Origin of the sequence: Georgenia daeguensis, assembly GCF_039537705.1 — a bacterium.
GTDB lineage: Bacteria > Actinomycetota > Actinomycetes > Actinomycetales > Actinomycetaceae > Georgenia > Georgenia daeguensis.
On record NZ_BAABBA010000002.1, the window covers coordinates 36,622 to 61,965 of the forward strand.

At 73.8% G+C, this 25,344-nt stretch carries 15 protein-coding genes; 6 read left to right on the forward strand and 9 right to left on the reverse strand.

The window, feature by feature from the left end; all coding sequences use genetic code 11:
* Positions 1 to 18: 18 nt before the first annotated feature.
* A complete protein-coding gene (aspS, locus tag ABD774_RS01955; protein ID WP_345037046.1) occupies positions 19 to 1,827 on the reverse strand; it encodes an aspartate--tRNA ligase in 1,809 nt (602 codons plus the stop codon).
* A gap of 223 nt (positions 1,828 to 2,050) precedes the next feature.
* Here aspS and ABD774_RS01960 point away from each other — a divergent pair, with 223 nt between their 5' ends.
* The 5 genes from ABD774_RS01960 to ABD774_RS01980 all read left to right on the forward strand — a co-directional run bounded on the left by ABD774_RS01960 (position 2,051) and on the right by ABD774_RS01980 (position 10,774).
* Positions 2,051 to 3,481, forward strand: a complete 1,431-nt coding sequence (locus tag ABD774_RS01960) for an MFS transporter (RefSeq protein ID WP_345037048.1) — start codon at positions 2,051 to 2,053, stop codon at positions 3,479 to 3,481.
* Positions 3,482 to 3,893: 412 nt separating this feature from the next.
* Positions 3,894 to 5,714 (forward strand): glycosyltransferase family 2 protein, encoded by a 1,821-nt coding sequence (locus ABD774_RS01965; protein ID WP_345037050.1) that lies wholly within the window; start codon positions 3,894 to 3,896, stop codon positions 5,712 to 5,714.
* 11 nt (positions 5,715 to 5,725) lie between these two features.
* Positions 5,726 to 6,457 (forward strand): HlyD family efflux transporter periplasmic adaptor subunit, encoded by a 732-nt coding sequence (locus tag ABD774_RS01970; protein WP_345037052.1) that lies wholly within the window; start codon positions 5,726 to 5,728, stop codon positions 6,455 to 6,457.
* A gap of 101 nt (positions 6,458 to 6,558) precedes the next feature.
* Positions 6,559 to 8,523, forward strand: a complete 1,965-nt coding sequence (locus tag ABD774_RS01975; protein WP_345037054.1) for a glycosyl hydrolase — start codon at positions 6,559 to 6,561, stop codon at positions 8,521 to 8,523.
* Positions 8,524 to 8,773: 250 nt separating this feature from the next.
* On the forward strand, positions 8,774 to 10,774 hold the full coding sequence (locus tag ABD774_RS01980; RefSeq protein ID WP_345037057.1) for a DEAD/DEAH box helicase: 2,001 nt from the start codon (positions 8,774 to 8,776) through the stop codon (positions 10,772 to 10,774).
* A gap of 171 nt (positions 10,775 to 10,945) precedes the next feature.
* On the opposite strand, the gene ABD774_RS01985 is transcribed toward ABD774_RS01980, so the two are convergent.
* From ABD774_RS01985 to ABD774_RS02000, 4 genes are all read right to left on the reverse strand, one after another.
* Complete coding sequence (locus ABD774_RS01985) at positions 10,946 to 12,565, reverse strand: GTPase (RefSeq protein ID WP_345037059.1); 1,620 nt, start codon at positions 12,563 to 12,565, stop codon at positions 10,946 to 10,948.
* Positions 12,562 to 14,331, reverse strand: coding sequence for a dynamin family protein (locus ABD774_RS01990; RefSeq protein ID WP_345037061.1), 1,770 nt, complete (start codon positions 14,329 to 14,331; stop codon positions 12,562 to 12,564). Before ABD774_RS01990 ends, ABD774_RS01985 begins: the two co-directional genes overlap by 4 nt.
* Positions 14,328 to 15,680: a histidine--tRNA ligase gene (gene hisS, locus ABD774_RS01995; RefSeq protein ID WP_345037063.1), complete on the reverse strand. Its 1,353-nt coding sequence runs from the start codon at positions 15,678 to 15,680 to the stop codon at positions 14,328 to 14,330. Before hisS ends, ABD774_RS01990 begins: the two co-directional genes overlap by 4 nt.
* A gap of 79 nt (positions 15,681 to 15,759) precedes the next feature.
* Complete coding sequence (locus ABD774_RS02000; protein ID WP_345037065.1) at positions 15,760 to 16,503, reverse strand: MBL fold metallo-hydrolase; 744 nt, start codon at positions 16,501 to 16,503, stop codon at positions 15,760 to 15,762.
* Between the two features lie 701 nt (positions 16,504 to 17,204).
* On the opposite strand from ABD774_RS02000, the gene ABD774_RS02005 reads away from it, so the two are divergent.
* Positions 17,205 to 18,842: a DUF349 domain-containing protein gene (locus ABD774_RS02005; RefSeq protein WP_486327254.1), complete on the forward strand. Its 1,638-nt coding sequence runs from the start codon at positions 17,205 to 17,207 to the stop codon at positions 18,840 to 18,842.
* Between the two features lie 221 nt (positions 18,843 to 19,063).
* Here ABD774_RS02005 and ABD774_RS02010 read toward each other — a convergent pair whose 3' ends face one another.
* The 4 genes from ABD774_RS02010 to secD all read right to left on the reverse strand — a co-directional run bounded on the left by ABD774_RS02010 (position 19,064) and on the right by secD (position 25,315).
* Positions 19,064 to 21,391 carry a RelA/SpoT family protein gene (locus ABD774_RS02010; RefSeq protein ID WP_345037069.1) on the reverse strand — a complete coding sequence of 776 codons (2,328 nt, stop codon included), beginning with the start codon at positions 21,389 to 21,391 and terminating at the stop codon, positions 19,064 to 19,066.
* A gap of 134 nt (positions 21,392 to 21,525) precedes the next feature.
* Positions 21,526 to 22,074, reverse strand: a complete 549-nt coding sequence (locus ABD774_RS02015; protein ID WP_486327255.1) for an adenine phosphoribosyltransferase — start codon at positions 22,072 to 22,074, stop codon at positions 21,526 to 21,528.
* The gene (secF, locus tag ABD774_RS02020; protein ID WP_345037074.1) at positions 22,074 to 23,189 is read right to left on the reverse strand and encodes a protein translocase subunit SecF; all 1,116 of its coding nucleotides are present in this window, start codon (positions 23,187 to 23,189) and stop codon (positions 22,074 to 22,076) included. Before secF ends, ABD774_RS02015 begins: the two co-directional genes overlap by 1 nt.
* Complete coding sequence (gene secD / locus ABD774_RS02025) at positions 23,189 to 25,315, reverse strand: protein translocase subunit SecD (protein ID WP_345037076.1); 2,127 nt, start codon at positions 25,313 to 25,315, stop codon at positions 23,189 to 23,191. The genes secF and secD overlap by 1 nt, the downstream gene beginning before the upstream one ends.
* Positions 25,316 to 25,344 lie beyond the last annotated feature (29 nt).

Here is a 25,344-nt window from a genome sequence, read left to right on the forward strand (position 1 = left end):
CCGGTTCACGGACGTGGGTCACCGTGCGGGCGCGGCCTGCTTCACCGCGCTGCCCTGTGCCTCGTCCTGCTTGGGACGCGCGTCCACCCCGGCCTCCTTGCGCTGCTGCGCGGTGATCGGCGCGGGCGCCTGCGTCAGCGGGTCGTAACCGCCGCCCGACTTCGGGAAGGCGATGACGTCGCGGATCGAGTCGGAGTGCGTGAGCAGCGAGACGATGCGGTCCCAGCCGAAGGCGATGCCGCCATGCGGCGGGGCGCCGAACTTGAACGCGTCGAGGAGGAAGCCGAACTTCTCCTGCGCCTCGGCCTCGCCGATGCCCATGACCGCGAACACGCGCTCCTGGACGTCGCGGCTGTGGATACGGATCGACCCGCCGCCGATCTCGTTGCCGTTGCACACGATGTCGTACGCGTAGGCGAGCGCCTCGCCCGGGGACTCCTCGAAGCGGTCGATCCACTCCGGCGTCGGGGAGGTGAAGGCGTGGTGGACCGCCGTCCACGCGCTGTGGCCGAGGGCGACGTCGTCGTCCTCCCCCGTGGGCTTGAACAGGGGGGCGTCGACGACCCACACGAAGGACCACGCGTCCTCGTCGATCAGGCCCACACGGCGGCCGATCTCCAGGCGGGCCGCTCCGAGCAGGGCGCGGGCGTCCGAGGCGCGGCCGGCGGCGAAGAAGACGCAGTCACCCGGCTTCGCGCCGACGGCGGCGGCCAGGCCCTCGCGCTCGGCGTCGGAGATGTTCTTGGCGACCGGGCCCCCGAGGGTGCCGTCCTCGCCGACGGTCACGTATGCGAGGCCCTTGGCGCCGCGCTGCTTGGCCCACTCCTGCCACGCGTCGAACGTGCGGCGCGGCTGGGAGGCGCCGCCGGGCATGACCACGGCGCCCACGTACGGGTTCTGGAACACCCGGAAGGGGGTGTCCCTGAAGAACTCCGTCAGGTCGGTCAGCTCCAGGCCGAAGCGCAGGTCCGGCTTGTCCGTGCCGTACTTCTCCATCGCCTCGTGGTACGTCATGCGGGCGATCGGGCGCGGGATCTCGTGGTCGATGAGCTTCCAGAGCTCGGCCAGGACCTCCTCGGCGACGGCGATGACGTCGTCCTGGTCCACGAAGCTCATCTCGACGTCGAGCTGGGTGAACTCGGGCTGGCGGTCGGCCCGGAAGTCCTCGTCGCGGTAGCAGCGGGCGATCTGGTAGTAGCGCTCCATGCCGGCGACCATGAGCAGCTGCTTGAACAGCTGCGGCGACTGCGGGAGGGCGTACCAGCTCCCCGGCGACAGGCGGGCCGGCACGAGGAAGTCGCGCGCGCCCTCGGGGGTGGACCGGGTCAGGGTCGGCGTCTCGATCTCGACGAAGTCCTGCTCGTCCAGCACCCGACGCGCGGCCTGGTTGACCTTCGCGCGCAGGCGCAGCGCGTGGGCGGGGGCCTTGCGGCGCAGGTCGAGGTAGCGGTACTTCAGGCGCGCCTCCTCGCCGACCTGGCCGGCGTCCTCCGCGTGCTCGGACACCTGGAACGGCAGGGGCGCCGCGGCGTTGAGGACGACGACGTCGTTCGCGATGACCTCGATCTCGCCCGTCGGGAGGTTCGGGTTCGCGTTGCCCTCGGGCCGCGCGGAGACCTCGCCGGTCACCTGGAGGACGAACTCCGCGCGCAGCTCGTGCGCGACGTCCTCGTCCCGGATGACCACCTGTGAGATCCCGGAGGCGTCGCGCAGGTCGATGAAGGCGACCCCGCCGTGGTCGCGCCGGCGGTCCACCCATCCGGTGAGGGTGACGGTCTGTCCGATGTCACCGGCGCGCAGGGAGCCGGCGGTGTGTGTGCGGAGCACAGGGGTCCTTCCGATCGACGACGCGCACCGCGAGACGGGCGGGCGCGTGGTCGATCCTAGTTGCCCGCCGATCCGGTTGGCCCCGCCGGGCCAGGCCCCGCCCGCTCGGCCCCGCCCGCTCGGCCCTGCCCGGGCGGCACGGGACAGGCTGATCGGTCGGGGGCGGCGGGGCGGGGCGCTGTCCGATGGCCGCGGCGTGCCGTCGTCGACGATGATCTAGGTCGTGAGCGCCCAGGACAGCCCCGACGTGGCGGCCGCGTCCTCCGGCGGCGCAGCGGCCCGGACCGCCCCTGCCGAGGTCGAGCAGCAACCGCAGGTGGTCCGGCTGCTCCTGGTCGCCTCGGTCACCCTCATCACCCTCGCCGCGTTCGAGGCGCTCGCGGTGGCGACGGTCATGCCGGTGGTCGTGGAGGACCTCGGCGGACTGCACCTCTACGCAGTCGCCGCCGGCGCTCCGCTCGCGGCCCAGCTCGTGGCCACGGCGGTCAGCGGAGCGTGGTCCGACGCCCGCGGTCCGCGCGGCTCGCTCCTCGCGGGTGTCCTCCTGTTCTGCGCAGGCCTCGTGGCGGCCGGCCTGGCGCCGACGATGGCGCTCCTCGCCGTCGGACGCGCCGTCCAGGGCTTCGGGGCCGGGCTGCTGATGGTCCCGCTGTACGTGCTGGTGGGGTCGATGGTCCCCGCCGCCCGCCAGCCCCGGTTCTTCGCCGCGTTCGCCGCCGCCTGGGTGGTTCCCGGCCTGGTCGGCCCCGCGATCGCGGGCACGGTCGCGGACGCCGCGAGCTGGCGGTGGGTCTTCCTCGCGGTCCCCGTGCTCACCCTTGCGGCCTTCACCGTGCTGCTGCCGCTCCTCCGGCACGTCCCGCCCACCCGTCGGGGTCGCCCGGACGCCTCGGCACGGCGACGCACCCGCGCCGTGCTCCTGGCGGCCACGGGCACGGGGCTGGCCGCCGCCGCGCTCCAGGTGGCCGGGTCCGACGGCGGCACAGCGGGGGTCGTCCTCGGACTGGCCGGTCTGGCCGGCCTCGCCGTGACGGTCCCGCTCCTGCTCCCTGCCGGCACGCTGAGGCTGCGCCTCGGGGTGCCCTCGGCGGTGGCGTGCCGCGGACTCCTCCACGCCGCCTTCGTCAGCGCCGAGACGTTCCTGCCCCTTCTCCTCGTCCGTGTGCACGACTGGTCCGCCCGCGAGGCAGGTCTCGTGCTGACCGTCAGCTCGCTCACCTGGGCGGCGGGTTCGGCCGTGCAGGGAAGGGTCCACGGACCGGGCCGGCGTGCGGTGCTGCTCCGGCTCGGTCCGCTCCTGCTCGCCGCGGGGACTTTCGTGGCGGCCGCGGCCGCGCTGCCCGGTGCGGGGACCTGGTGGGCCGTGGTCGGCTGGACCGTGGCGGGTGGCGGCATGGGGCTGGTGTTCCCCGCCCTGTCCGTCCTCGCCCTGCAGGCCACTCCGCGGGCCGAGCACGGCAACGTCAGCTCGTCGCTCCAGATCTCCGACGGCCTGGGCGCCGCGCTCGGACTCGCCCTCGCCGGCGCGCTGTTCACCGCGCTCGTCGGGACCGGCGGGACCGGCGGCTACCTGGCCGGCCTGGTGCTGGCCGGGAGCCTGGCGCTGCTCGCCGTGGGGGCCGGCGCTCGCGCGGCGCACGTGCAGCGGGGCTGAGCGGCCCCCGCCGTGGACTGGGCGGATCCGAGGTGCTCCGCCGGAGGCCGAGCGCCCTCCCGGAGGCGACCTCTCCCGGGTAGCGGCCTCCCCCGAAGCGGCCCTCGCCTCGCTGGGGAGACCGCGTCCGCCGCCGCCCGCGTCGCGGGGAGCTTGCCGGACGCTGGTGAGACTCCTCACGCGGCGCCCGTCCGGTGCTCGGCGGTCGCTCAGACGTACGGCTCCGGCCGATATGCGCCCTGGCCTGGGCGCACGTCTCGCGCCGCCACCTCCGCCCGCGATCTCGCACCAATTCCGGACGGCTGCGGGTGTAGTCAGCACCTCATGGTTTCGGGTTGGACGTGACCGTTCTGTTACTTACGGTCGACCGCTGGCCCCCGCACACCGCGCCGGGCGAGCACGTGAGGAATGCATGCCCCAGAAGACGAACACACCGAGACGGACCTCTGCCGACCACGGCCGCGGGCCAGCCTGGCGGCCGGTCGACCACGACGCCCTCGGGCCCCGGCGCACCGACCGCGCGACCACGCCCGTGCTCCCGCGCCGCGTGCTGCGCGAGCGCGACCGCGCGGAGCAGCTCGCCAGCCTCGAGGTGGCCTCGCCCGAGCGCCGTGACTGGGAGGCGCGCCTGCGGGGAGTCGGACAGGGGCAGCGGAACCTGGAGTCGCCGTCGCTGACGATGCTGGTCCTGCTCGCCACGATCGGCGTGCTGCTCTACGCCTCGTTCCTGCTGCGGCCCGAGAACTCCGGTGACCTGCTCCCCTGGCTCATCGTCATCGGCTGCGAGTCGATCATGATGGGGCAGGTCCTCATCTCGCTGTGGACGCAGCTCTCCTCCACGCACAACCCGCGCGACTTCACCTTCAACGAGGCGAGCCGGAACCTCTTCGTCCCGGTCGACTGGGACCTCAACGCCCCGCTCGCCACGGACCAGATGCAGCTCGACGGCGTCCCGGTCACCGTCGACGTCTTCATCACCACCTACGGCGAACCCGTCGAGACCATCCGGGCCACCGCCACCGCGGCGCGGGCCGTGCGCGGCAAGCACGAGACGTGGATCCTCGACGACGGCCGGTCCCCCGAGGTGGAGGCGCTCGCCGCCGAGCTCGGCGTCAACTACCTCACGCGCCCTGACAACGCGGGCGCGAAGGCCGGCAACATCAACCACGCCCTCAGCAGGACGACGGGCGACTACTTCGTCATCCTCGACGCCGACTTCGTCCCCTCCCCCGACCTCCTGGTCGAGACCATCCCGTTCTTCGCGCAGGAGAAGGTGGCGTTCGTCCAGACCCCGCAGGTCTACGGCAACATCCACAACTTCATCACCCGCGGCGCCGGCTACCTGCAGACGGTCTTCTACTCCCTCATCCAGCCCGGCAAGAACCGCTTCAACTCGGCCTTCTGCGTGGGCACGAACGTCGTGTTCTCCCGGGAGGCGATCGCGGAGATCGGTGGCATGTACACCGCGTCGAAGTCCGAGGACGTGTGGACCTCGATGAAGCTCCACGAGCTGGGCTGGCGATCGGTCTACATCCCCACCGTGCTCGCCGTCGGCGACACCCCGGAGAACATCGAGGCCTACACCAAGCAGCAGACGCGGTGGGCCACCGGCGCCTTCGAGATCCTCTTCCGCGCCAACCCGCTGACCAACCGGCGGCTGTCCGTGGACCAGCGCCTCCAGTACTTCGGCACCGCCGGGTTCTACCTCGGGGGCCTGGTCACGTTCGCGCTGCTGCTGCTGCCGCCCCTGCAGATCTTCCTCGACCTGACGCCGATCGCCACCGATCTGCCGCTGTGGGAGTGGGCCCTGTACTACTCGGGCTTCTACCTCATGCAGATCGTCGTGGCGACGTACACCATCGGCTCGTTCCGCTGGGAGACGCTGCTGCTGTCCACGGTGTCCTTCCCGATGTACATCCGCGCGATGGTCAGCGCCCTCCTCGGCCGCGACCGTGCCTGGCACGTCACCGGCCGCGCCGGGCAGGCGGCGTCACCGTTCAACTACATCGTCCCCCAGATGCTCATGTTCCTGGCGCTCGTCGTGACGTCCGTCGTCGGCTTCTGGAAGGCGGAGTGGAGCTCGACCATCACGCTGGCGCTCGTGTGGAACACGGTCAACGCCGTCGCGCTGGCCGTCTTCCTCGGGATCGCGGTCCGCGAGGCCCTCGCCCTGCGCCGTGCCCAGCGTCCCACCCCGCCCGCCCACGTCGCCGCCCCGGCCCACGCCGCCTGAGAGGTCTCCCCGTGAACTTCCGCCGCTTCGTCTCCCTCATCCTTGGTGCCGCCGTCATCCTCGGGCTCGGTGGGCTCGGACTCGTCTACACCTACGGCCGCGCGCACACCATCGACGCCGTCGAGGCGACCGTCGAGACCGACGTCTCCAGGGTCGGCACGCCGTTCGCCGGCCACATCCAGTCGCTCGAGGTCAGCGCCGGAGACCGCGTCAGCGCGGGCGAGGAGATCGCCCGGGTGCAGAGCCCTGGCCTCGAGCAGTCCCTCGAGACCGGCTTCCCCGAGGAGGGGCTCGGCTACCGCGTCGACGGCGACGACGTCATCGTCTTCACCGCCACGGCGGACGGCGTCGTCGGCAGCACCGAGCACGCCGTCGGCTCCTTCGTGACCGCCAACACCCAGATCGCCGCGATCGAGGTGGAGGGCACCACGCGCGTCAAGGCCAAGGTGCCGATGACCGCCGCGGACTTCGCGCGCCTCCCCGCCGGCTCGCCCATGACGGCCAGGCTGCCCGACAGCACCGAGGTCGCCACCGAGGTCTACGAGGTCCAGTTCGAGGAGACCGAGGACGGCGACTCGCTCGCCGTCGTCCGGGGCCGCAGCCCCGAGCTGGCCACGGCCGGGACGTTCACCAACGGCGCGCCCGTCACCGCCCAGGTCAAGCTGGACGACGCCGAGGGCTTCGGCTCGTGGGCCGCCCGGCAGCTCGCCGAGCTCATCACGCCCAGCGGCGCCACCATCTGACGCCCGGCGGCACCACCACCAGGGCGGCGTTTCCGCGCCGAGTCCGACTCCCGCCCACGCCCGCACACCATCACCTCTGGAGCTCCGTGACCGTCCGCCGCGTGACCACCCTGCTCGCCTCCGTCGTCGTCCTCGCCGGCTGCACCCAGCCCGCCGACGGCGGCGCCTCGACCGAGGAGCCCACCACCGCTCCGGCGGTCGACGCCACCGCCGCGAACCTGCCGACGACGTCCGGCCCCTTCGACGGCGAGATCGCCGTCGCCGACGGCGTGCTGCCGCCGACCAACTCATGGCTCGCGCCGGCGGTGTTCGCGCCGGCGGACCGGCCGGTGTTCACCGGGACGCTGAGCGTGCGGCTCCGGGCCGACGGTCTCGGGCTCGGCTTCCCCCAGCCGCAGGCGTCCGCGGGCATCCTCATGGGTGCCCACCCGGACCACGTCCAGCTGGGCCTGCCGGCCGACGACTACGTGCTCGAGCGGGTCGACGAGCTCTCCGGCACGTTCGCCTACCGGCAGGACGGGCAGACCACGGGCCGGGTCACGGTCGCCGAGGGCTGGCCGTACGTCGCGTACACGGCCGCCGCCGCCCACTCGATCGAGCTCCCTGCCTCGACGGTCGCCGCCGAGGGCGGCGCGAGCGCCGAGGTCGGCGGGATCACCTACCGCTTCGTCACCGACGGCGCGCTCACCGGGACCGCCCTCGACCTCGCCGAGGGCGGCTCGCTCGTCGTCTTCGCCGAGCCCGCCGGGGCCTCCGAGTCCGACCGCGCGTCCCTGCTCGCCGGGGCGGTCCCGCTCGCGGGCACCGACGTCGCCTACGCCGTCGAGGACGGCCGGGCGACCACCACCCTCACCTACGACACGGGCGGCGCGCCGACCGTGGTCGCCTCGCTGCCGCACCAGGGGACGACGACCGACGGCGAGCCCCTCGCCGCCACCGTCCCGTCCGTGCACGGCGACCTGGCGCTCGCCACCGGGAGCGAGGCGACGTTCTCCGTCCCGGCCGGTGAGCCCGTGCCGGCGCTCGACCTCGGCAACCTCGACGACGCCGAGCGGGCCCGGGTGAGCGAGCAGCTGCGCGCCGACGTGGCCGCCGTGGCGTTCGACGCGGACGACAGCTACTACGCGGGCAAGCAGCTCCAGCGCGCGAGCCAGCTCTACCAGCTGGCGACCGGTCTCGGCCTGACCGACGAGGCGGCGGCGGTCAAGGAGCAGATGGTGGGCGAGCTCGACAAGTGGTTCGACCCCGAGGGGTGCGCCACGCGCGCGGAGCGCTGCTTCGCCTACGACGACACCCTGAAGGGCCTCGTCGGCATGGAGCCGTCGTACGGGTCGGACGAGTTCAACGACCACCACTTCCACTACGGGCACATGCTGTACGCGCTCGGCGTGCTCGCCGCCGAGGACCCGGCGCTCGCGGAGCGGTACCGCCCGGTCGCGGACGCCGTCGCCCACGACATCGCGGCGCCCGAGCAGACCGGGTCGTTCCCGCAGCGGCGCGCGTTCGACGACTGGTGGGGCCACTCCTGGGCGTCCGGCACGGCACCCTTCGGGGACGGCAACAACCAGGAGTCGTCCTCCGAGGCCGTCAACGCGTGGGCCGGCCTCGCCCTGTGGGCGGACGCCTCGGGCGACGCCGCCATGGCCGAGCAGGCCCGCTGGATGCTCGCGAACGAGACCGCGACCGCCCTGGAGTACTGGGTCGCGCCCGAGCTGCCCGCGGCGTTCGGGCACAGCAGCGTGGGTATCAACTGGCAGGGCAAGCGGGACTTCGCGACGTTCTTCGACGCCGACCCCTCCGCCGTCGTCGGCATCCAGCTCATCCCGATGAGCCCGACCCATGCCGCCTACCTCGCGCAGGAGCCCGAGGCGGTGCAGGCGATGGTCGAGGCGGCCGTCCCCGACGGCAACCCGGCGGGGCGTCCGCTGGTCGACTACGTGATCATGGCCCAGGCGCTGACGGACCCGGACCGGGCCGCCGCGATGCTCGAGCGGCTCCCAGCGGAGCAGGTCGACAACGGCAACTCGATGTCCTACCTGACGGCGTTCGTCCTCGGCCAGGACTGACTCGTCCTCGGCCAGGACCGAGGGGTCGACAGGCGCCGCACGCTCCCTGTGCGTGAGGTCACGGGAGCCTGACCTGCCGTTTCGGGCCCCGGGCCGATACGCTGGGGGCTCCTGGAGTGCACGTCACCGCCCAGGCCCCAGCGGAAGTTCGCATCTCGTCCGGGCCTCACACGAGCGGAACGGTGCTTCGCCGTCCTGGCGTCGACACCCACACTCCGCCTCGTGAGACGGGTTTCATTTGACCACCCCTGTGACCGACCACGCCCACGCACGTCCCGACGAGGACGGCTTCGCGCCCAACGAGCTGACCGCCGACGCGCCCGTCGCCGACGCCGAGGCCGACGCGCCTGTCGTTGAGGTGGAGGCCCTCGTGGCCGGCGCGCCCGCAGCGGACGAGGCGCCCGCCGCCGTCGAGACCGCCGAGCCGACGCGCACCTTCGCCGACCTCGGACTGCCGGCCGACCTCCTCGCCGCCGTCGAGGACCTCGGCTTCACGACGCCGACCGACATCCAGGCCGAGGCCATCCCGGTGCTGCTCTCCGGCCGCGACGTCGTCGGCATCGCCCAGACGGGCACGGGCAAGACCGCTGCGTTCGGTCTCCCGCTGCTCGAGGCGGTCGACCCCGCCGAGCGCTCCGTCCAGGCTCTCGTGCTGACGCCCACCCGCGAGCTCGCGATGCAGGTGGCCGACGCCGTCGCCTCCTTCGCGCACCGCACGAGGAACCTCACCGTGCTCCCCGTCTATGGCGGGTCCAGCTACGTGCCGCAGCTGCGGGCCCTCAAGGACGGCGCCCAGGTCGTCGTCGGCACGCCCGGGCGGGTCATGGACCTCATCGAGCGCGGCAGCCTCAAGCTCGGCGGCGTGCGCTTCCTCGTCCTCGACGAGGCGGACGAGATGCTCCGCATGGGCTTCGCCGAGGACGTCGAGCAGATTGCCTCCCACGTGCCGGCCGAGCGCCGCACCGCGCTGTTCTCGGCCACCATGCCGGCCGCCATCAAGCGCGTCGCCGCCACGCACCTCACCGACCCGGTCCGGGTCGCCGTCACGCGACCGGCGTCGACCGTCGCGACCGTCCGCCAGACCTACGCCGTCGTGCCGTTCAAGCACAAGACCGGCGCGCTCGCCCGGGTCCTGGCCACCACCGAGGCCGACGCCGCCATCGTGTTCGTGCGCACCAAGGGCACGGTCGAGGACGTCACGATCGAGCTGTCGGCGCGGGGCATCTCCGCCGCCGGCCTCTCCGGCGACGTGGCGCAGAAGGAGCGCGAGAAGCTCGTCGAGCGCCTCCGCTCCGGCGGCCTCGACGTCCTCGTGGCCACCGACGTCGCCGCCCGCGGGCTGGACGTCGAGCGCATCGGCCTCGTGGTCAACTTCGACGTGCCGCGCGAGAACGACGCCTACGTCCACCGCATCGGCCGCACCGGGCGCGCCGGCCGGACCGGCACCGCGCTGACCTTCCTCACCCCGCGCGAGCGCGGCCGCCTCCACCAGATCGAGAAGGCGACCGGGTCCTCCCTCGAAGAGGTGGCGATCCCGACCCCCGCGGACGTCTCCGCCCACAAGGCCAAGCAGCTCTTCACCCAGGTCACCGCGCGTCAGGAGGCCGGCCGCCTCGACATGTACCGCGAGGCGATCAACGCCCACCTCGAGGAGACCGGAGGCGACCTGCTCGAGCTCGCCGCCACCCTGGTCGCCCTCGCCGTCGGCGACGACGGCCCGCGCCACCGTGACACGGAGGACGGCGAGCACCGCCCGCGCGTCCGGCGCGAGGAGCAGGTCGACGAGGACGGCGCGTTCGTCGCCGCCCACTTCGACGAGGGCTTCGCCCCGCGCGACTCCCGGGGCTCCGCCGAGCGCGGCGGGCGCCGCCCCCGCGTGGCGGGCACCCGCTACCGGGTCGAGGTCGGGCACAAGGACGGCGTTCAGCCGGGTGCCATCGTCGGCGCGATCACCGGCGAGGGTGGGCTGCGCGGCTCCGACCTGGGCAAGATCGACATCTTCCCCAGCTTCTCCCTGGTGGAGATCAGCGGCGAGATGACCCCCGAGACCACGCGCCGGATCGGCGCGGCGCGGGTGGCCGGGCGTCCGCTGCGCATCCGGCCGGACGAGGGGCCGCGCGGCGCCGGCGACCGCCGGGGCGCCGAGCGCAAGCCGCTGCGCACCGCCAAGCGTCACCCCTCGGGTGCCGGCGAGCACCACGCGGAGCGCCCGTACCGGTCCTCGCGGCCGGCGGGCCGACGCTCGTACTGAGCGTCCGCCCGACACCGCACCACTGACGAGGTCGCCGATCTGGTCGCTGCCCGCGACCGGATCGGCGACCTCGTCGTCTGTCCGGGGGCTGCTGCCCGCGGCGACGCCTCGGACCGAGCCGGCGTGCGCGGCCCGCCCGGGCGGGTACTCCTACCCGACGGGCGGGTCCTCCTACCCGGCCAGCGCGGTAACCGTCCGGCGGAAGGCGACGAACTCGCCGAGCTGCTCCTCCAGCGGCGCGACGATCTGCGCCCGCACCGTCTCGTCCACCAGGGCCCGTAGCCGCTGGTCCACCCGTCTGGCCCGCCGGCGCGCGCCGAGCCTGGCCAGGACCGAGCCGACCAGCGCCAGCACCAGGCCGGCGAGCAGTCCGCCCACCAGCAGCGTGGTCGGCCACGGGACGGGACCGGCCATCGGGGTGACCGGCTCCGGGAGCCGCAGGTAGGCCATCCCGGCGAGGACGCCCAGCCACCCCGCGCCGACGACGGCGGCCGCCAGGAACAGCCACTGCAGGACGCCCAGGGCGCCCCACCAGGCGGGCCGGCGGGCCTGCTCGAGCTCGGCGCCGGCGATGCGCTGGTCGAGGGAGTCGACGAGCCCGGGGATGCGCGCCTCGACGTCCTGGAGCACGTCGTCGCGCCACGGGCCCGGCAGCTGCGTCGTCGAGGTGGAGACGAGCGCGTGGGCGGCCGACCGCACCGCGGCCTCCTGGACCGGCGTCGGTCCCGGCAGCGAGGTCCGGGTCAGTGAGCCGTCGTCGCGGGCGGTGTCCAGGTGCAGGCGGCGCATCGGGTCGGGCCGCAGGCGGGAGAGCCAGCGCACCGGCGGCCAGCCCACCCGGGCCCGGGCGGCCCGGACGTACGAGCCCCGCACCGCCTCGCGGACGGCGTCGACGCCCGCCGCCTGGGCCGCGGCGGCGCAGAGGCGGGCCGCGGCCCGGTCCCCGACCTCGACGGGTGCGCCGTCGCCCTCGATCTCGGCGGCGCGTGCCAGCTCGGCGGCGCTGGTGCGCACGTCGGCGGCCAGGCGCAGCCGGGCGGCGCGGGTGGTGGCCGCGACGGTGGTGATCCGGCTGCGCAGCTCGCCGACGCCCTCGCCGGTGCGCGCGGAGACGGGCAGCACCTCCACGCCGGTGAGCCCGTCCCGGGCGAGGATCCCGGCCAGGTCGCGCAGCACGCCGTCGCGCTCCCCCGGTGCGAGGGTGTCCACCTGGTTGAGCACCACGAGGGTCACGTCCGCGTGGGCTGCCATCGGGGCGAGGTAGTCGCGGTGGACGACGGCGTCGGCGTACTTCTGCGGGTCCAGCACCCACACCAGCACGTCCACCGTGCCGGCCATGCGCCCCGCGATGCGGCGGTGCTCCCGGGCGGTGGAGTCGATGTCCGGCAGGTCGAGCAGCACGAGCCCGTCGAGCTCGCCGGGCCCGGCGGCCCGGGTGCGCTCGGGCACGTCGAGCCAGTCGAGGAGCTCGCCTGCGTCGTCCTCGCCCCACACCGCCGCCAGCGGTCGCATGGTGGTGGGCCGGCGGGCGGCGGCCCTGGCCACCTCCCGGCCGACGAGCGCGTTGAACAGCGTGGACTTCCCGGACCCGGTCGCCCCGAGGAGGGCGACGACGGTCCGCCCGGTGGCGAGGTTCTGACGCTGGGCGGCCCGCTGGACGAGGGACTGCGCCCGCTCGAGGGCGGCCGCCGGAAGATGGCCTGCGGCGGCCTCGGCCGCCTCCCGCAGCCTGTCGAGGTCCTCGGGCAGGCTCGCGACCGGGTCCGCCCGGCGGCGGCGCAGGAGGCTCACAGGCCCGCCTCCGCCCGGCGCGCGGCCCGCACGGCGGTGATGGCCCCGCCGATCCGCTCGGTCGCGCCGGCGTCGATGCCCAGCTCCGAGAGCGCGTGCCGGTAGGTGTCGGCCTGCTCGGCGAGGAGGGCGCCGGCCCGCGCGTGGAGGTCCTGGCGGGCCGCGGCGGCCATCTTCCGCACGGCGTCGTCGCCGAAGACGGCCTCGAGCAGCTTCTGGGCGACGACGGCGGTCCCTCCGGCGATCGCGATCTCCGCGCCGGTCAGGCCTGCCGTCGAGGCGAACATCACGACCATCAGGGCGATCCCCAACCCGTTGACTCCGAAGGACAGCATGCGGGCGGTCAGCCGCTTGTCCGCGCCCTCGCGCCGGACCATGCCGAGGAGGTCGTCCTGCCAGCCGCGCACCTCGGCGGCGGCGTCGTCGACGAGGCGTTCCTCGCTGGGCAGGGCGGCGGTCGCGGCGGCGAGGACCCCGCGGGCGCCCGGCTCGCGGCGCCACAGGTGGTCCACCTCGGCGGCGGCGCGCTCGGCCTCCGCGACCAGCAGGGTCTGCAGGCCCGTCTCGATGGCGACCTCGACCTGCTCGGTCGGCGCGGGGCGACCGCGGAAGAAGTTCCCGATCCGGTCGCGGACCCGGCCCACCTGCGCCTCCACGGAGCGGAAGAAGTCGCCGGTGCCGACGAACTCCTGCCACCGGGCCAGCACCTCCCCGCGCAGCATGGCGCCGTCGGCGGTGGCGGACATGATGCGGTGGTGCGCCTGGGCGTAGGCCTCGTCCACGTGGCCGGCCAGGCGCACCAGCGTCTGCGTCTGGTGCTGGGCGCCCTCGGCGACGAGGGACGCGCGGGCGAGCGCGGCGTCCACGGCCCCGCCGAGGGTCTGGCGGGCCACGGAGGCCCGCGACCCGGCGTCGGCGGCGATCCCGTGCAGCCAGCCCTGCAGCGCGGCGACGTCGTCCGCGGGCAGCAACCCGTCCTCGCCCATCGTCGTCTCGCTGATCACGAACAGCGGTGCCCGGCCGAGCCCCTCCTCGTCGAGGCGGGCGGCGAGGTCCTGCCGCACCTCCGCGCTCACCCCGTGCGGGACACGGTCCAGGACGACGGCGACGACGATCCGGCGGTCAGCCGCCTCGGTGAGGAGCGCCCAGGGGATGGCGTCGCCGTACCGGGCGGCCGTGGTGACGAAGACCCACAGGTCGGCGGCCGCCAGGAGCTGGTTGGCGAGCTGGCGGTTCTCCGTGACCACCGAGTCGATGTCCGGGGCGTCGAGCAGGGCGAGGCCGCGCGGCAGCGCCGGGGAGGCGCGCAGCTCCAGCTCGCGGTGGACGCCGCCGTCCTCGGTGACGGCCGGGGTCGGCGGCGAGCCGGGGGCCACGGTGAGCCGGGCGAGGCCGGGGAAGATCCGGTCGTCGGCGAACCAGGCCGCGTCGTCGGGATGGTGGACCAGGAGCGGCCGGCGGGTGGTGGGGCGGATGGCCGAGGCGCTGGTGACGTGCTCGCGCAGCAGCGCGTTGACGAGCGTGGACTTCCCCGCTCCCGTGGAACCGCCGACGACGGCGAGCAGCGGCGCCTCGAGCTGCTCGTAGCGCGGGATCACGTAGTCGGACAGCTGGTCGAGGACCTCCTGGCGGTCCGCGCGGGACATCGCCGCGTCCTCGATGTCGAGCGGGAGGGTCACCTCCTCGAGCACGCGGCGCAGCTCCCCGAGCGCGCCGAGCACCGCACGGGCGGCGTCGCCCGTGCCCGAGGGCAGCGGGACGGTCATCGCACCCCCGCGCCCTGACTGTCGACGACCCGGGGCCAGCGGTCCTCGGCCGGCGGCTCCCAGCTGCCGGCGTCGGCGGGAGCCTGGTCGCCGGAACGGATGTCCTTGACCTCGTCGCCGTCCTCCCCCGGGAACCAGACGAACGGGATGCTGCGGCGGTCGGCGTAGCGGATCTGCTTGCCGAACTTCGCGGCGGTCGGGGCGACGTCGGCGGGGATGCCGCGGGCGCGCAGGGCCTTGGCGACCCGGTCGCTGGTGCGCCGGTGCTCCTCGTCCGTCACCGCGACCAGCACCGCGGTCGGCACGGCGCGCGTGGGCTCCGCCAGGCCGTCGGAGAGAACGCGGGCGAGCAGGCGGGAGACGCCGATGGACAGCCCCACGCCCGGGAAGGTCCGCTTCCCGTCAGAGGCGAGGGAGTCGTAGCGGCCGCCGGAGCAGATCGAGCCCAGGTTCTCGTGACCGACGAGCGTGGTCTCGTAGACGGAGCCGGTGTAGTAGTCGAGGCCACGGGCGATCTTCAGGTCGGCGACGACGGTGCCCGGCGAGAGCTCCCGGGCCGCCTCCAGCAGGGTGACCAGCTCCTGGAGCCCCGTGTCGAGGAGCTCGGAGCGGGCGCCGAGGGCGAGCACCTGGTCCGCCACCGAGGCGTCGGTGCCGCTGATCGAGGCCAGCTCGAGCGCCTGCGCGGCCTGGTCCGGCGTGGCGCCGGCCTCGTCGATGAGCCCCCGGGCGACGCCCTCCGGGCCGATCTTGTCGAGCTTGTCGATCACCCGGAGGGCGCCCTCGACGTCCTCGAGGCCGATGGCCTCGTAGAAGCCCTGTGCGACCTTGCGGTTGTTCACGCTGATGCGCACGGGCGGGATGGGCAGGGCGGCGAGGGCCTCGGCCATGACGAGCGGCAGCTCGACCTCGTAGTGGAACGGCAGGGTGTCGGCGCCGACCACGTCGATGTCCGCCTGGGTGAACTCCCGGAAGCGGCCGTCCTGCGGCCGCTCGCCGCGCCAGACCTTCTGGATCTGGTAGCGCTTGAACGGGAACGCGAGCTGGCCGGCGTTCTCGAGCACCCAGCGCGCGAAGGGCACCGTCAGGTCGAAGTGCAGGCCGAGCTGCTTGTCGGCGTCGGCGGTGTCCTGCTCGCCCTCCTCCTGCAGGCGGCGGAGCAGGTAGACCTCCTTGGAGGTCTCGCCCTTGCGCAGCAGCTGGGCGAGCGGCTCGACGGCGCGCGTCTCGATCCCGGCGAACCCATGGAGCTCGAAGGTGCGGCGCAGCGCGTCGAGCACATGCTGCTCGACGACGCGCCCGTCGGGGAGCCACTCGGGAAAACCGGACAGTGAAGACGGACGAACCATGGCGCCGATCTTTCCACCCCGGCGGCTTCAGGTGCGATTCGGCCCGCCGCACGGACAGGTCGGGTTCGCCGCCCCGCCCTCAGCGGGCCGAGACGGCGGCGCGCACGTGCGCGTTCGTGGCCAGCTCGCGGGAGAGGACCGTCGCGGGTCCGTGGCCGGGAAGCAGAACGGTGGTCGGGGGCAGGGAGGCGGCGAGGGTGCGCAGCGTGGAGATCATCTCGCGCTCGTCGCCGCCGGGCAGGTCCGTCCGCCCGACCGAGCCGGCGAAGATGACGTCCCCGCACAGGGCGAAGAGGTAGCGGCCGGTGGCGTCGGCGTGCACGTCGGACCCTGCAGGGAGCACGCCGGGGGTCACCGGGGAGCCGCTCACCAGCAGGACGGTGGAACCGGCGGTGTGGCCGGGCGCGGGGACCGCCCGGAGAGCCACGCCCGGGACGATCTCGGCACCGCCGCCGGAGAGGAGCTCCGAGGGGAACGGGCGCACGTCGGCGGGTCGGTGCCAGGGCTCGCCGGCGAGCTCGGTGAACAGCGTGGCGAGCGGCTCGCCGAGGGCGGCAGCGGGGTCCTCGAGGCGGTAGTCGTCGGGCGGGGCCACGTAGACCGGAGCCGATCCCGCGACGGCGGCCGCGTCCCAGAGGTGGTCGGCGTGGCCGTGCGTGAGCGCCACCGCACCCACCCGCAGACCGTGCTCGGCCAGGAGGTGCCGGACCTCGGGCGCGGCTCCCGCGCCCGGGTCGACGACGAGCGCCTCGGCGCCGTCGTGGGGCGCCACCACGTAGCAGTGGGCCTCCAGCACGGTCGTGGTGGTCCTCAGGAGCAACATGGCCACAGGCTATCCGGAGGGCGCTGCCGCGTCGGCGGCCGCGCCGCCGAAGGACCGTCCGTCGAGCATGCGGGCCCGCCGTGGTCCCCTGGGGTTGCGCAGGTCCCTAGACTGAGAGCCGCGTCACGCGCCCGTGTCGGACCAGTCCTTCCCGGGAACCCGCACCCGTCAAGGTGTGCCGCGTGGGCGAGCCCGGCGCCGCGGTGCCGGGGAAGGACCGAGAACGGTGTGGCAGACGCCTACCCCGTCATCCAAAGGAGCGACCCGTGACCGACCAGCCGACCCGGAGCGACAGCCCGGAGCCCACCCCCCACCAGGTGTCATCCGCAGGAGACGTCCGGCCCCAGGCCGACCCCGCTGGCGACAGCACGGCCGCGCCGGTGGTCGGGGCAGCCCCGAATCTCCGGGGCGAGTCGGCCCCGGTCGCCGAGGAGGCCGCGGTCCCGCCCGCCGTCAGCGACGGCGTGCCGGTGGCGCTCGGAACCGCCGACGACGCTGCACCTCCGACCGCCAACGACCGTGTGCCGGCGGCGCTCGGCACCACCGACGCCGACGTGCCCGCCGCCGACAGCAACGGCGTGCCGACGGCGCAGGGCCCCGCGCACCCGACCTCGGGTGGGGAGCAGGCGCCGTCGTCCGGCGCCGAGCCGGCGGGCGTGACCGAGGACCGTCCCGCGGAAGCAGCGGTCGAGGGCGACGTCGTGGTCCAGGAGGAGGGCGTGAGCGCCGAGGTGCAGACCCAGGCTCCCGACCTCGAGACCGCGACGCCCGACGCCCAGACCGCGACGCCCGACGTCGAGACCGCGGCGCCCGAGACCGACGCCCAGACCCCGACGCCCGACGTCGAGACCGCGGCGCCCGAGACCGACGCCCAGACCCCGACGCCCGACGTCGAGACCGCGGCGCCCGAGGCCGACGCCCAGACCCCGACGCCCGCAGATACTGCCGCGGAGACCGGTGGGGCGTCTGCGGCGCCCACGCCGCGCCCCGCTCCGGGACCGCGCCCACGTCCGCTCCCCCGCCCGGTGCCGTCCCCCGCAGCCGTGGTGCCGGTCGCGGCGCAGCCCGCCGTCACGCCCCCTGTGGACCCGCGGGACGCCGCGGAGGCGGCAGCCTGGGGTCGCGTCGACGACGACGGCACGGTGTGGGTCCGGGAGGCCAGCGGCGAGCGTTCGGTCGGTCAGTACACGGGTGCCGACACCGAGGAGGCGCTCGGCTTCTACGTCCGGCGTTTCCTCGACCTCCAGGCCCAGGTGGCCCTCTTCGAGGCGCGCCTGCCGCAGCTCGCGCCCAAGGAGATCGAGCAGACCCTGACGACGCTCACCGAGGCGCTCGAGGCGCCCGCCGCCGTCGGTGACATCGACGGCCTGCGCGCACGGCTCGAGCGTCTGCGCGGCGTCGCCGAGGAGCGCCGCCAGGAGGCCGCGGCGGAACGCGAGGCCGCCCGGGCGAAGGCTGTCGCCGAGCGGACGGCGATCGTGGAGAAGGCGGAGCAGATCGCCGAGCAGGACCCGGCCCGCACCCAGTGGAAGCAGTCGGGCCAGCGGCTCCGCGACCTGCTCGACGAGTGGAAGGACGCCCAGCGGAACGGCCCCCGGCTGGACCGGTCCACGGAGGACAAGCTCTGGAAGCGCTTCTCCCACGCCCGGACGGCCTTCGACCGCCACCGCCGGCAGTACTTCTCCGACCTCGACGCCTCCCAGGGGGCGGTGAAGGAGGCGAAGGAGAAGCTCATCGCCCGCGCGGAGGAGCTCTCGACCTCCACCGACTGGGGCCGCACGGCCTCCGCCTACCGCGAGCTCATGGACGAGTGGAAGGCGGCCGGTCGCGCCTCGCGCAAGGACGACGACGCACTGTGGGCGCGGTTCCGCGCCGCGCAGCAGCGGTTCTTCGATGCCCGCAGCGCGCAGAACGCGGAGGTCGACGCCGAGTACGGCGAGAACCTCAAGGTCAAGCTCGCCCTGCTCGAGCAGGCTGAGGCGCTGCTGCCCGTGAGCGACCCGCGGACGGCGCGCGCTGCCCTGCGCCCGATCCAGGACCAGTGGGACGAGGCCGGCAAGGTTCCGCGGGCGGACGTCCAGCGCGTGGAGGCGCGGATGCGCGCCGTCGAGCAGGCGGTGCGCGACGCCGAGCAGGCCGAGTGGGAGCGCTCGAACCCCGAGACCCGTGCGCGGGCCGAGGGGGCGGCGGCCCAGCTGCACTCCGCCATCGAGCAGCTGGAGGCGGACCTGGAGCAGGCCCGTGCCGGCGGCGACGAGAAGCAGGTCGCCGAGGCCGAGGCCGCCCTCGAGGCGCGCCGCGCCTGGCTCGACCAGATCCAGCGGGCCGCGCAGGGCTGAGCAGACCCGCGCGACCGGCCGCACGCCCATGCACCCGACGGGTGCGTGGGCGTCGTGCTGTCCGTGGTGGCCGCGCTCGGCGCCGGGGCCGTCGGGCACCGCCGACTCCGCGGCGCAGCGGTCGGGGCCTACGGCGCAGCTACTCAGCGGCTCAACCGCTCAGCGGCTCAACGGCTCAACGGCTCAACGGCTCAACGGCTCAACGGCTCAACGGCTGGGGCTTACGGCGCCGGGGTGCGGGTGCTGCGCGTGCCGGTCACGCGGTAGGCGTCGAAGACGCCGTCGATCTTCCGCACCGCGGCGAGCACGTGACCGAGGTGGGAGGGCTCGGCCATCTCGAAGACGAACTTGCTCAGCGCCACGCGGTCCCGTGAGGTGCTGACCGATGCCGACAGAATGTTGACGTGGTTGTCCGACAGCACGCGCGTGACGTCCGACAGCAGCGCGTTGCGGTCGAGCGCCTCGACCTGGATCTGCACCAGGAACGAGCTCTGGGCGCTCTTGGCCCAGCTGACACCGACCATCCGCTCGGGCTGCGACCGCAGCCCCTCGAGGTTGCCGCAGTCGGCGCGGTGCACGGACACGCCGGACCCGCGGGTGATGAACCCGACGATGGGGTCGCCGGGCACCGGGGTGCAGCAGCGGGCCAGCTTGACCCAGATGTCCGTGTCGGACATGCCCTCGACGACGACGCTCGTGTCGCCCGCCCGCGCGCGCGGGCGGTGCTCGCCGGGCATGGTCGCCTCGGCGAGGGTCTCCTCGGCGCCGGACTCGCCGCCCATCGACTGCACGAGCCGGTGGACGACGTTGCTCGCCGAGATGTGGTTCTCGCCGATCGCCGCGTACAGGGCGGAGACGTCGGCGTAGCGCATCTCGGTGGCCAGCGCGGAGAGGGAGTCGTGGCTCATCAGCCGCTGGATCGGCAGGTTCTGCTTGCGCATCGCCTTGCTGAGCTGGTTCTTGCCGGCCTCGATGGCCTCCTCGCGGCGCTCCTTGGTGAACCAGGCCTTGATCTTGTTGCGCGCCCGGGGGCTCTTGACGAACGCCAGCCAGTCCTGGCTGGGTCCGGAGCCCTCGGCCTTCGAGGTGAAGATCTCGATCGTGTCGCCGTTCTCCAGCGGCGAGTCGAGCGGAACCAGCTTGCCGTTGACGCGCGCGCCCACGGTGCGGTGGCCGACCTCGGTGTGCACGGCGTAGGCGAAGTCCACCGGCGTGGCGCCGGCGGGCAGGGCGAGCACGTCGCCCTTGGGCGTGAAGACGTAGACCTGCGCACCGGACATCTCGAAGCGCAGCGAGTCGAGGAACTCCCCCGGGTCCGCCGTCTCGCGCTGCCAGTCGACGAGCTGGCGCAGCCAGCCCATCTCCTCGGTGCCGGGCGCGCCGTCGACCTTGGCGCCCTTGGCGTTGGGGTTCTCCTTGTACTTCCAGTGCGCCGCCACGCCGTACTCCGCACGCCGGTGCATGTCGTGCGTGCGGATCTGGATCTCCACCGGCCTGCCGCCCGGGCCCACGACCGTGGTGTGCAGCGACTGGTAGAGGTTGAACTTCGGCATCGCGATGTAGTCCTTGAACCGCCCGGGCAGGGGGGTCCAGCGGGCGTGCATCGCGCCGAGGGCGGCGTAGCAGTCGCGCACGGTGTCCACGAGGACCCGCACGCCGACGAGGTCGAAGATGTCGTCGAAGTCGCGGCCGCGGACGATCATCTTCTGGTAGATCGAGTAGTAGTGCTTGGGCCGGCCGGTGACGACCCCCCGGATCTTCGCGGTGCGCAGGTCGTCCTCGATCTGCAGGCGGACCGCGCCCAGGTACTCGTCGCGGGCCGGGGCCCGCTCGGCCACCAGGTGGACGATCTCCTCGTACACCTTGGGGTACAGCGTGGCGAAGGAGAGATCCTCGAGCTCCCACTTGATGGTGTTCATGCCGAGCCGGTGGGCCAGCGGCGCGTAGATCTCCAGCGTCTCGCGCGCCTTCTTCTCGGCGGACGCCGCGGGTACGTACTTCCAGGTGCGGGCGTTGTGCAGCCGGTCGGCGAGCTTGATGACCAGGACACGGATGTCCTTGGCCATCGCCACGACCATCTTGCGCACCGTCTCGGCCTGCGCGGCGTCGCCGTAGGTCACCTTGTCGAGCTTCGTGACGCCGTCGACGAGCAGGGCGATCTCGTCACCGAACTCCGCCCGCAGCTGCGAGAGCGGGTAGCCGGTGTCCTCGACCGTGTCGTGCAGCAGCGCGGCTGCGAGCGTCGACGGCGTCATGCCGAGCTCGGCGAGGATCGTCGCGACGGCGACCGGGTGGGTGATGTACGGGTCGCCGCTCTTGCGCATCTGCCCGCGGTGCGCCTTCTCGGCCACCTCGTACGCGCGGACGATCAGCTGGGTGTCCGCCTTGGGATGGTTGGCGCGGACGGCCCTGAGCAGCGGCTCGATGGCGGGCGGGTTGGAGTGCCCGCGTGAGCCCAGCCAGACCAGGCGCGACCGCACGCGGGAACCGGGCACCACCGTGTCGGTGCCGCTCCCCTCGCCCGAAGCCGGGACCCGATCACCTGCCATTGGTCGATCCTACGGCGAACCCGGGCGCCCGCACGCATCGGTCCCCTGCGGGCGGACGGGGCGCCACCGACCCCCGCGACGGCGGAGGTGCGGGTCGGGCGTCCGAACGTCCGCGCCGCCGGACCTCGGGCCGCTCAGTAGACGAGGACGGAGTCCACACGGTAGCCGTCGAGCTTGCGCCGGCCGCCGAGGGCGGCGAGCTCGAGAAGCATCGCGAGGGCGACGACCTCGCCGCCGCTGCGCTCGACCAGCTCGATCGCGGCCGCCCCGGTGCCGCCGGTGGCGAGGACGTCGTCGATGACGAGGACGCGCTGGCCATCCTGGATGGTCTCGGGGCGCAGCTCCATGCGGGCGGTGCCGTACTCCAGCGCGTAGTCCACGCCGATCACGGGCCCGGGCAGGCGCCCCGCCTTGCGGACGGTGATCATGCCGACGCCCAGCTCGATGGCCAGCGGCGCCGCCAGGATGAAGCCGCGCGACTCGAGCCCCGCGACGGCGTCGACCCGGCCCCGGTACTTCTCCGCGAGGCCCCGGACGAGCCCCTCGAACGCGGAACCGTCCGCCAGGAGGGGCGTGATGTCGCGGAAGAGCACGCCTGGTGCGGGGAAGTCGGGGATCTCGCGCACGTGCTCGCGCACGAGGTCGGTCAGCTCCGCCGGGAAGCTCGGCGCGGGTGCTGTCATCATCGTCCCTTCTTGCGGCGGCGCGGCTGGGCCGCGTTGCCGAGGTGGTGCCCGGCGACGATACCGACGCCGGTGAGGTCCTCCGTGCGGGCGCCGAGGTCGACGGCCCCGCCGTCGCCGCTCTCGCCTGCGGCGGCGCGCCGCCGCTCGCGGCGGTCCAGCACCATCTTCGTGTGCTTGACCACCGCCTCGTTCCGCTCGCGCAGCGCGACCTCAAGGGGTGCGGCGAGGAAGACCGAGGACAGCGAGGAGAGCAGCATGCCGACGAAGAGCGCCAGCGCGATGTCGCGCAGGGTCCCGGCGCCGAGCAGGAACGCACCGACGAACAGGATCGCGGCGACCGGCAGGAGCCCCGTCACGGAGGTGTTGATCGAGCGCACCAACGTCTGGTTCACGGCGAGGTTGGAACCCTCGGCGTAGGTGCGCTTGTCCTGCGTGTACAGGTCGGCGTTGTTCTCCCGGACCTTGTCGAAGACGACGACCGTGTCGTAGAGCGAGTAGCCGAGGATCGTGAGGAACCCGATCACCGACGCGGGCGTCACCTCGAAGCCGACGGCGGCGTACACGCCCACCGTGACCACCAGGTCGTGCAGCAGCGCCCCCACGGCGCCGAGCGCCATGGTCCAGGTCCGGAAGTACAGCGACATCCCGACGGTGATGATCACGAGGAAGATCAGCAGGCCCTGCAGGGCCTTGCCGGTGACGTCGGCACCCCAGCTGGGGCCGACGAACGTGGCGGCGACGTTCTCCGGCGGGACGTCGTACGCCTCCGCCAGGGCGCCCTGCACCTCGGTGGTCTCGTCGTTGGTGAGGCGCTCGGTCTGCACGCGCACGGAGTCGCTGCCGACGGCGGAGACGCGAGGCGGCTCACCGGCCCCCAGGTCCGCGAGGACCTGGTTGGCGGGCTCCTGGCTGGTCGTGGACGCGCCGGAGACGGTGAACTGGGAGCCGCCGCGGAACTCGATGCCGGGGTTGATGCCCCTGACGGCGAGCACGAGGACCGAGGCGACCATCAGCAGGGCGGCGACGGTGAACCAGAGCTTGCGCCGGCCGATGAAGTCGATGGAACGACGGCCGGTGTAGAGCTCGTTGCCGATCTGGGAGAACGACGTCATCACCGCTCACCTCCGGTGGTCGAGGGGTCGGTATCTTCTCCGGCCGGATCGTCCCCGGCGGTGTCGCCGTCACGCGGGGCCTCGGGACGGGGGGCGCCGTTCTGCTCGGCGAGCCGGCGGGCCTCGGCGCGCTCAGCCGCACGGCGCTCCGCGATGGTCAGGCGACGGCCGCTCTCGTCCACACGTGGGGCGGGGAGCGAGGGCGTGGGCGCCGGCTCGGCGGACGTGCCGGCCGAGGCGTCGGCAGGGGTGCCCGTACCGGCCGAGGCGCCGGTGGACGCTGCTGCGCCGGACCGGGCAGAGCCGGCGCGGCCGCGCGGGGCGGGCGAGGCCGAACGTGTCTCGGCCGCGGAGGAGCCGACGCCCGCACCGACGAGCTCCCGCTCGCCGTCGGCGGCCACCGTGGCGGCCGGCGACGGGGCCCGGAACTGGCCCCGCCCGCGGTAGGTCGCCGACGTCGCACCGAGGCTCTCCGGCGAGAGCCCGGAGAGCCGGTGCCCCTGCCCGAAGAACTTCGTGCGGACGAGCAGCAGCATGACCGGGTGGGTGAACAGGAACACCACGACCACGTCGACGAGGGTGGTCAGGCCGAGCGTGAAGGCGAAGCCCTGGACCCCGCCGACGGCGAGGAAGTAGAGCACCGCCGCGGCGGTGAAGTTCACGGCGTCGGAGGCGAGCACGGTGCGCCGGGCGCGGGGCCACGCGTGCTCGACGGCGGCCGCGAGGGTGCGGCCCTCGCGGACCTCGTCGCGGATGCGCTCGAAGTAGACGATGAACGAGTCCGCCGTGATGCCCACCGCGACGATCAGGCCGACGACACCGGGCAACGACAGCCGGTAGCCGACCAGCCAGGACATCAGGGCGATGACCCCGTAGGTGATCACGCCGGCGAGCACGAGGCTCGCGACGGAGAGCAGGCCGAGGCCGCGGTACTGCCAGAGCATGTAGAGCACGACCAGCCCTGCCCCGATCAGACCGGCGAGGATGCCCTTGGAGAGCTGCTCGGAGCCCAGGGTCGCGGAGATCTCGTCCTGCGACTGCACCTCGAAGTTCAGCGGCAGCGAACCGAAGTTGAGCTGGTTGGCCAGGTTGGCGGCGGTCTCCGAGGTGAACGAGCCGGAGATCTGCGCGCGGCCGTCGTAGATCGCGTTCTGCATGGTCGCGTTGGAGATGACCAGGCCGTCGAGCACGATCGCGAACTGGTTCTGCGGCGGCTGCAGGCTGAGCAGCCGCTCGCTGAACTCGCCGAAGGTCTCGGTGCCCTCGCGGTCCATCTCGAGCGAGACCACCCACTCGCCGGTCGCGCCGCCCTGGCTGTTCACGCCCATGCCGGAGGACGCCGACTCGATGTTCGTGCCCTCGAGCGACGTCGGGCCCAGGATGAACTTCGCGCTGCCGTCCTCGGAGCACGAGACGAGCGGCGCCGCCGGGTCGTCCTGCACGCCGCCGACGAGGTTCTTCGGGTCCGTGCAGTCGAGCGTGTAGAAGTCGTAGCTGACCTGCTCGGTGATCCAGTTCAGGTCCGAGGTGTTGGCGGGCTCGGCCGCCGGCTCGGTCGAGAGCTTGCCGTCGCCGTCGGTGTCCGAGGCCTTCAGCGCCGCGGCGTCGATCTCCTGCTGCGTCGGCGGCGTCGTCGGCTCCTCCGACGCCTCCGCGCTCGGCTCCTCGGTCGCGCCGTCGGTCGGCGTCTCCGAGGCCTCCTCGAGCGCGGCCGGGTCGATGGTGCCGGGGCCGGCGACCGTCAGCACCGGCCGGAACCGCAGCTGCGCGGAGCGGCGCACGAGGTCGAGGGTCTCCTGGTCGGGGTCTCCCGGCAGCGCGACGACGATGTTGGAGCCGCCCTGGCTCGTGATCTCGGCCTCCGCCACGCCCGAGGCGTCCACGCGCTGGCGGATGATGGCGATCGCCTGCTGCACGTCCTCCTGCGTGACCTCCGAGTTGTCGGTGGTCTTGGGCGTGAGGATCAGCTGCGTGCCGCCCTCCAGGTCGAGGGCCAGCTTCGGCGTCAGGGACGCGTCCTCGGTCAGCCTCGAGCCCGCGATCAGCGACCCGAACAGGGCGATGAGGAGAACCGCCAGGAGGCCGAGCGTGCGGCGGGGGCGTTCTCTCTTCTGGCGTTGCGCCACCGGTGTCTTCTCTCGTGCAGGGCGCGCCG

Excerpts from the sequence above, each read along its gene's own strand:
- ABD774_RS01965 (WP_345037050.1), top strand. The coding sequence starts at position 3,894 with ATGCCCCAGAAGACGAACACACCGAGACGGACCTCTGCCGACCACGGC.
- secF (WP_345037074.1), bottom strand. The coding sequence starts at position 23,189 with ATGACGTCGTTCTCCCAGATCGGCAACGAGCTCTACACCGGCCGTCGT.
- ABD774_RS02010 (WP_345037069.1), bottom strand. The coding sequence starts at position 21,391 with ATGGCAGGTGATCGGGTCCCGGCTTCGGGCGAGGGGAGCGGCACCGAC.
- hisS (WP_345037063.1), bottom strand. The coding sequence starts at position 15,680 with ATGGTTCGTCCGTCTTCACTGTCCGGTTTTCCCGAGTGGCTCCCCGAC.
- ABD774_RS02015 (WP_486327255.1), bottom strand. The coding sequence starts at position 22,074 with ATGACAGCACCCGCGCCGAGCTTCCCGGCGGAGCTGACCGACCTCGTG.
- ABD774_RS02000 (WP_345037065.1), bottom strand. The coding sequence starts at position 16,503 with ATGTTGCTCCTGAGGACCACCACGACCGTGCTGGAGGCCCACTGCTAC.
- ABD774_RS01990 (WP_345037061.1), bottom strand. The coding sequence starts at position 14,331 with ATGACCGTCCCGCTGCCCTCGGGCACGGGCGACGCCGCCCGTGCGGTG.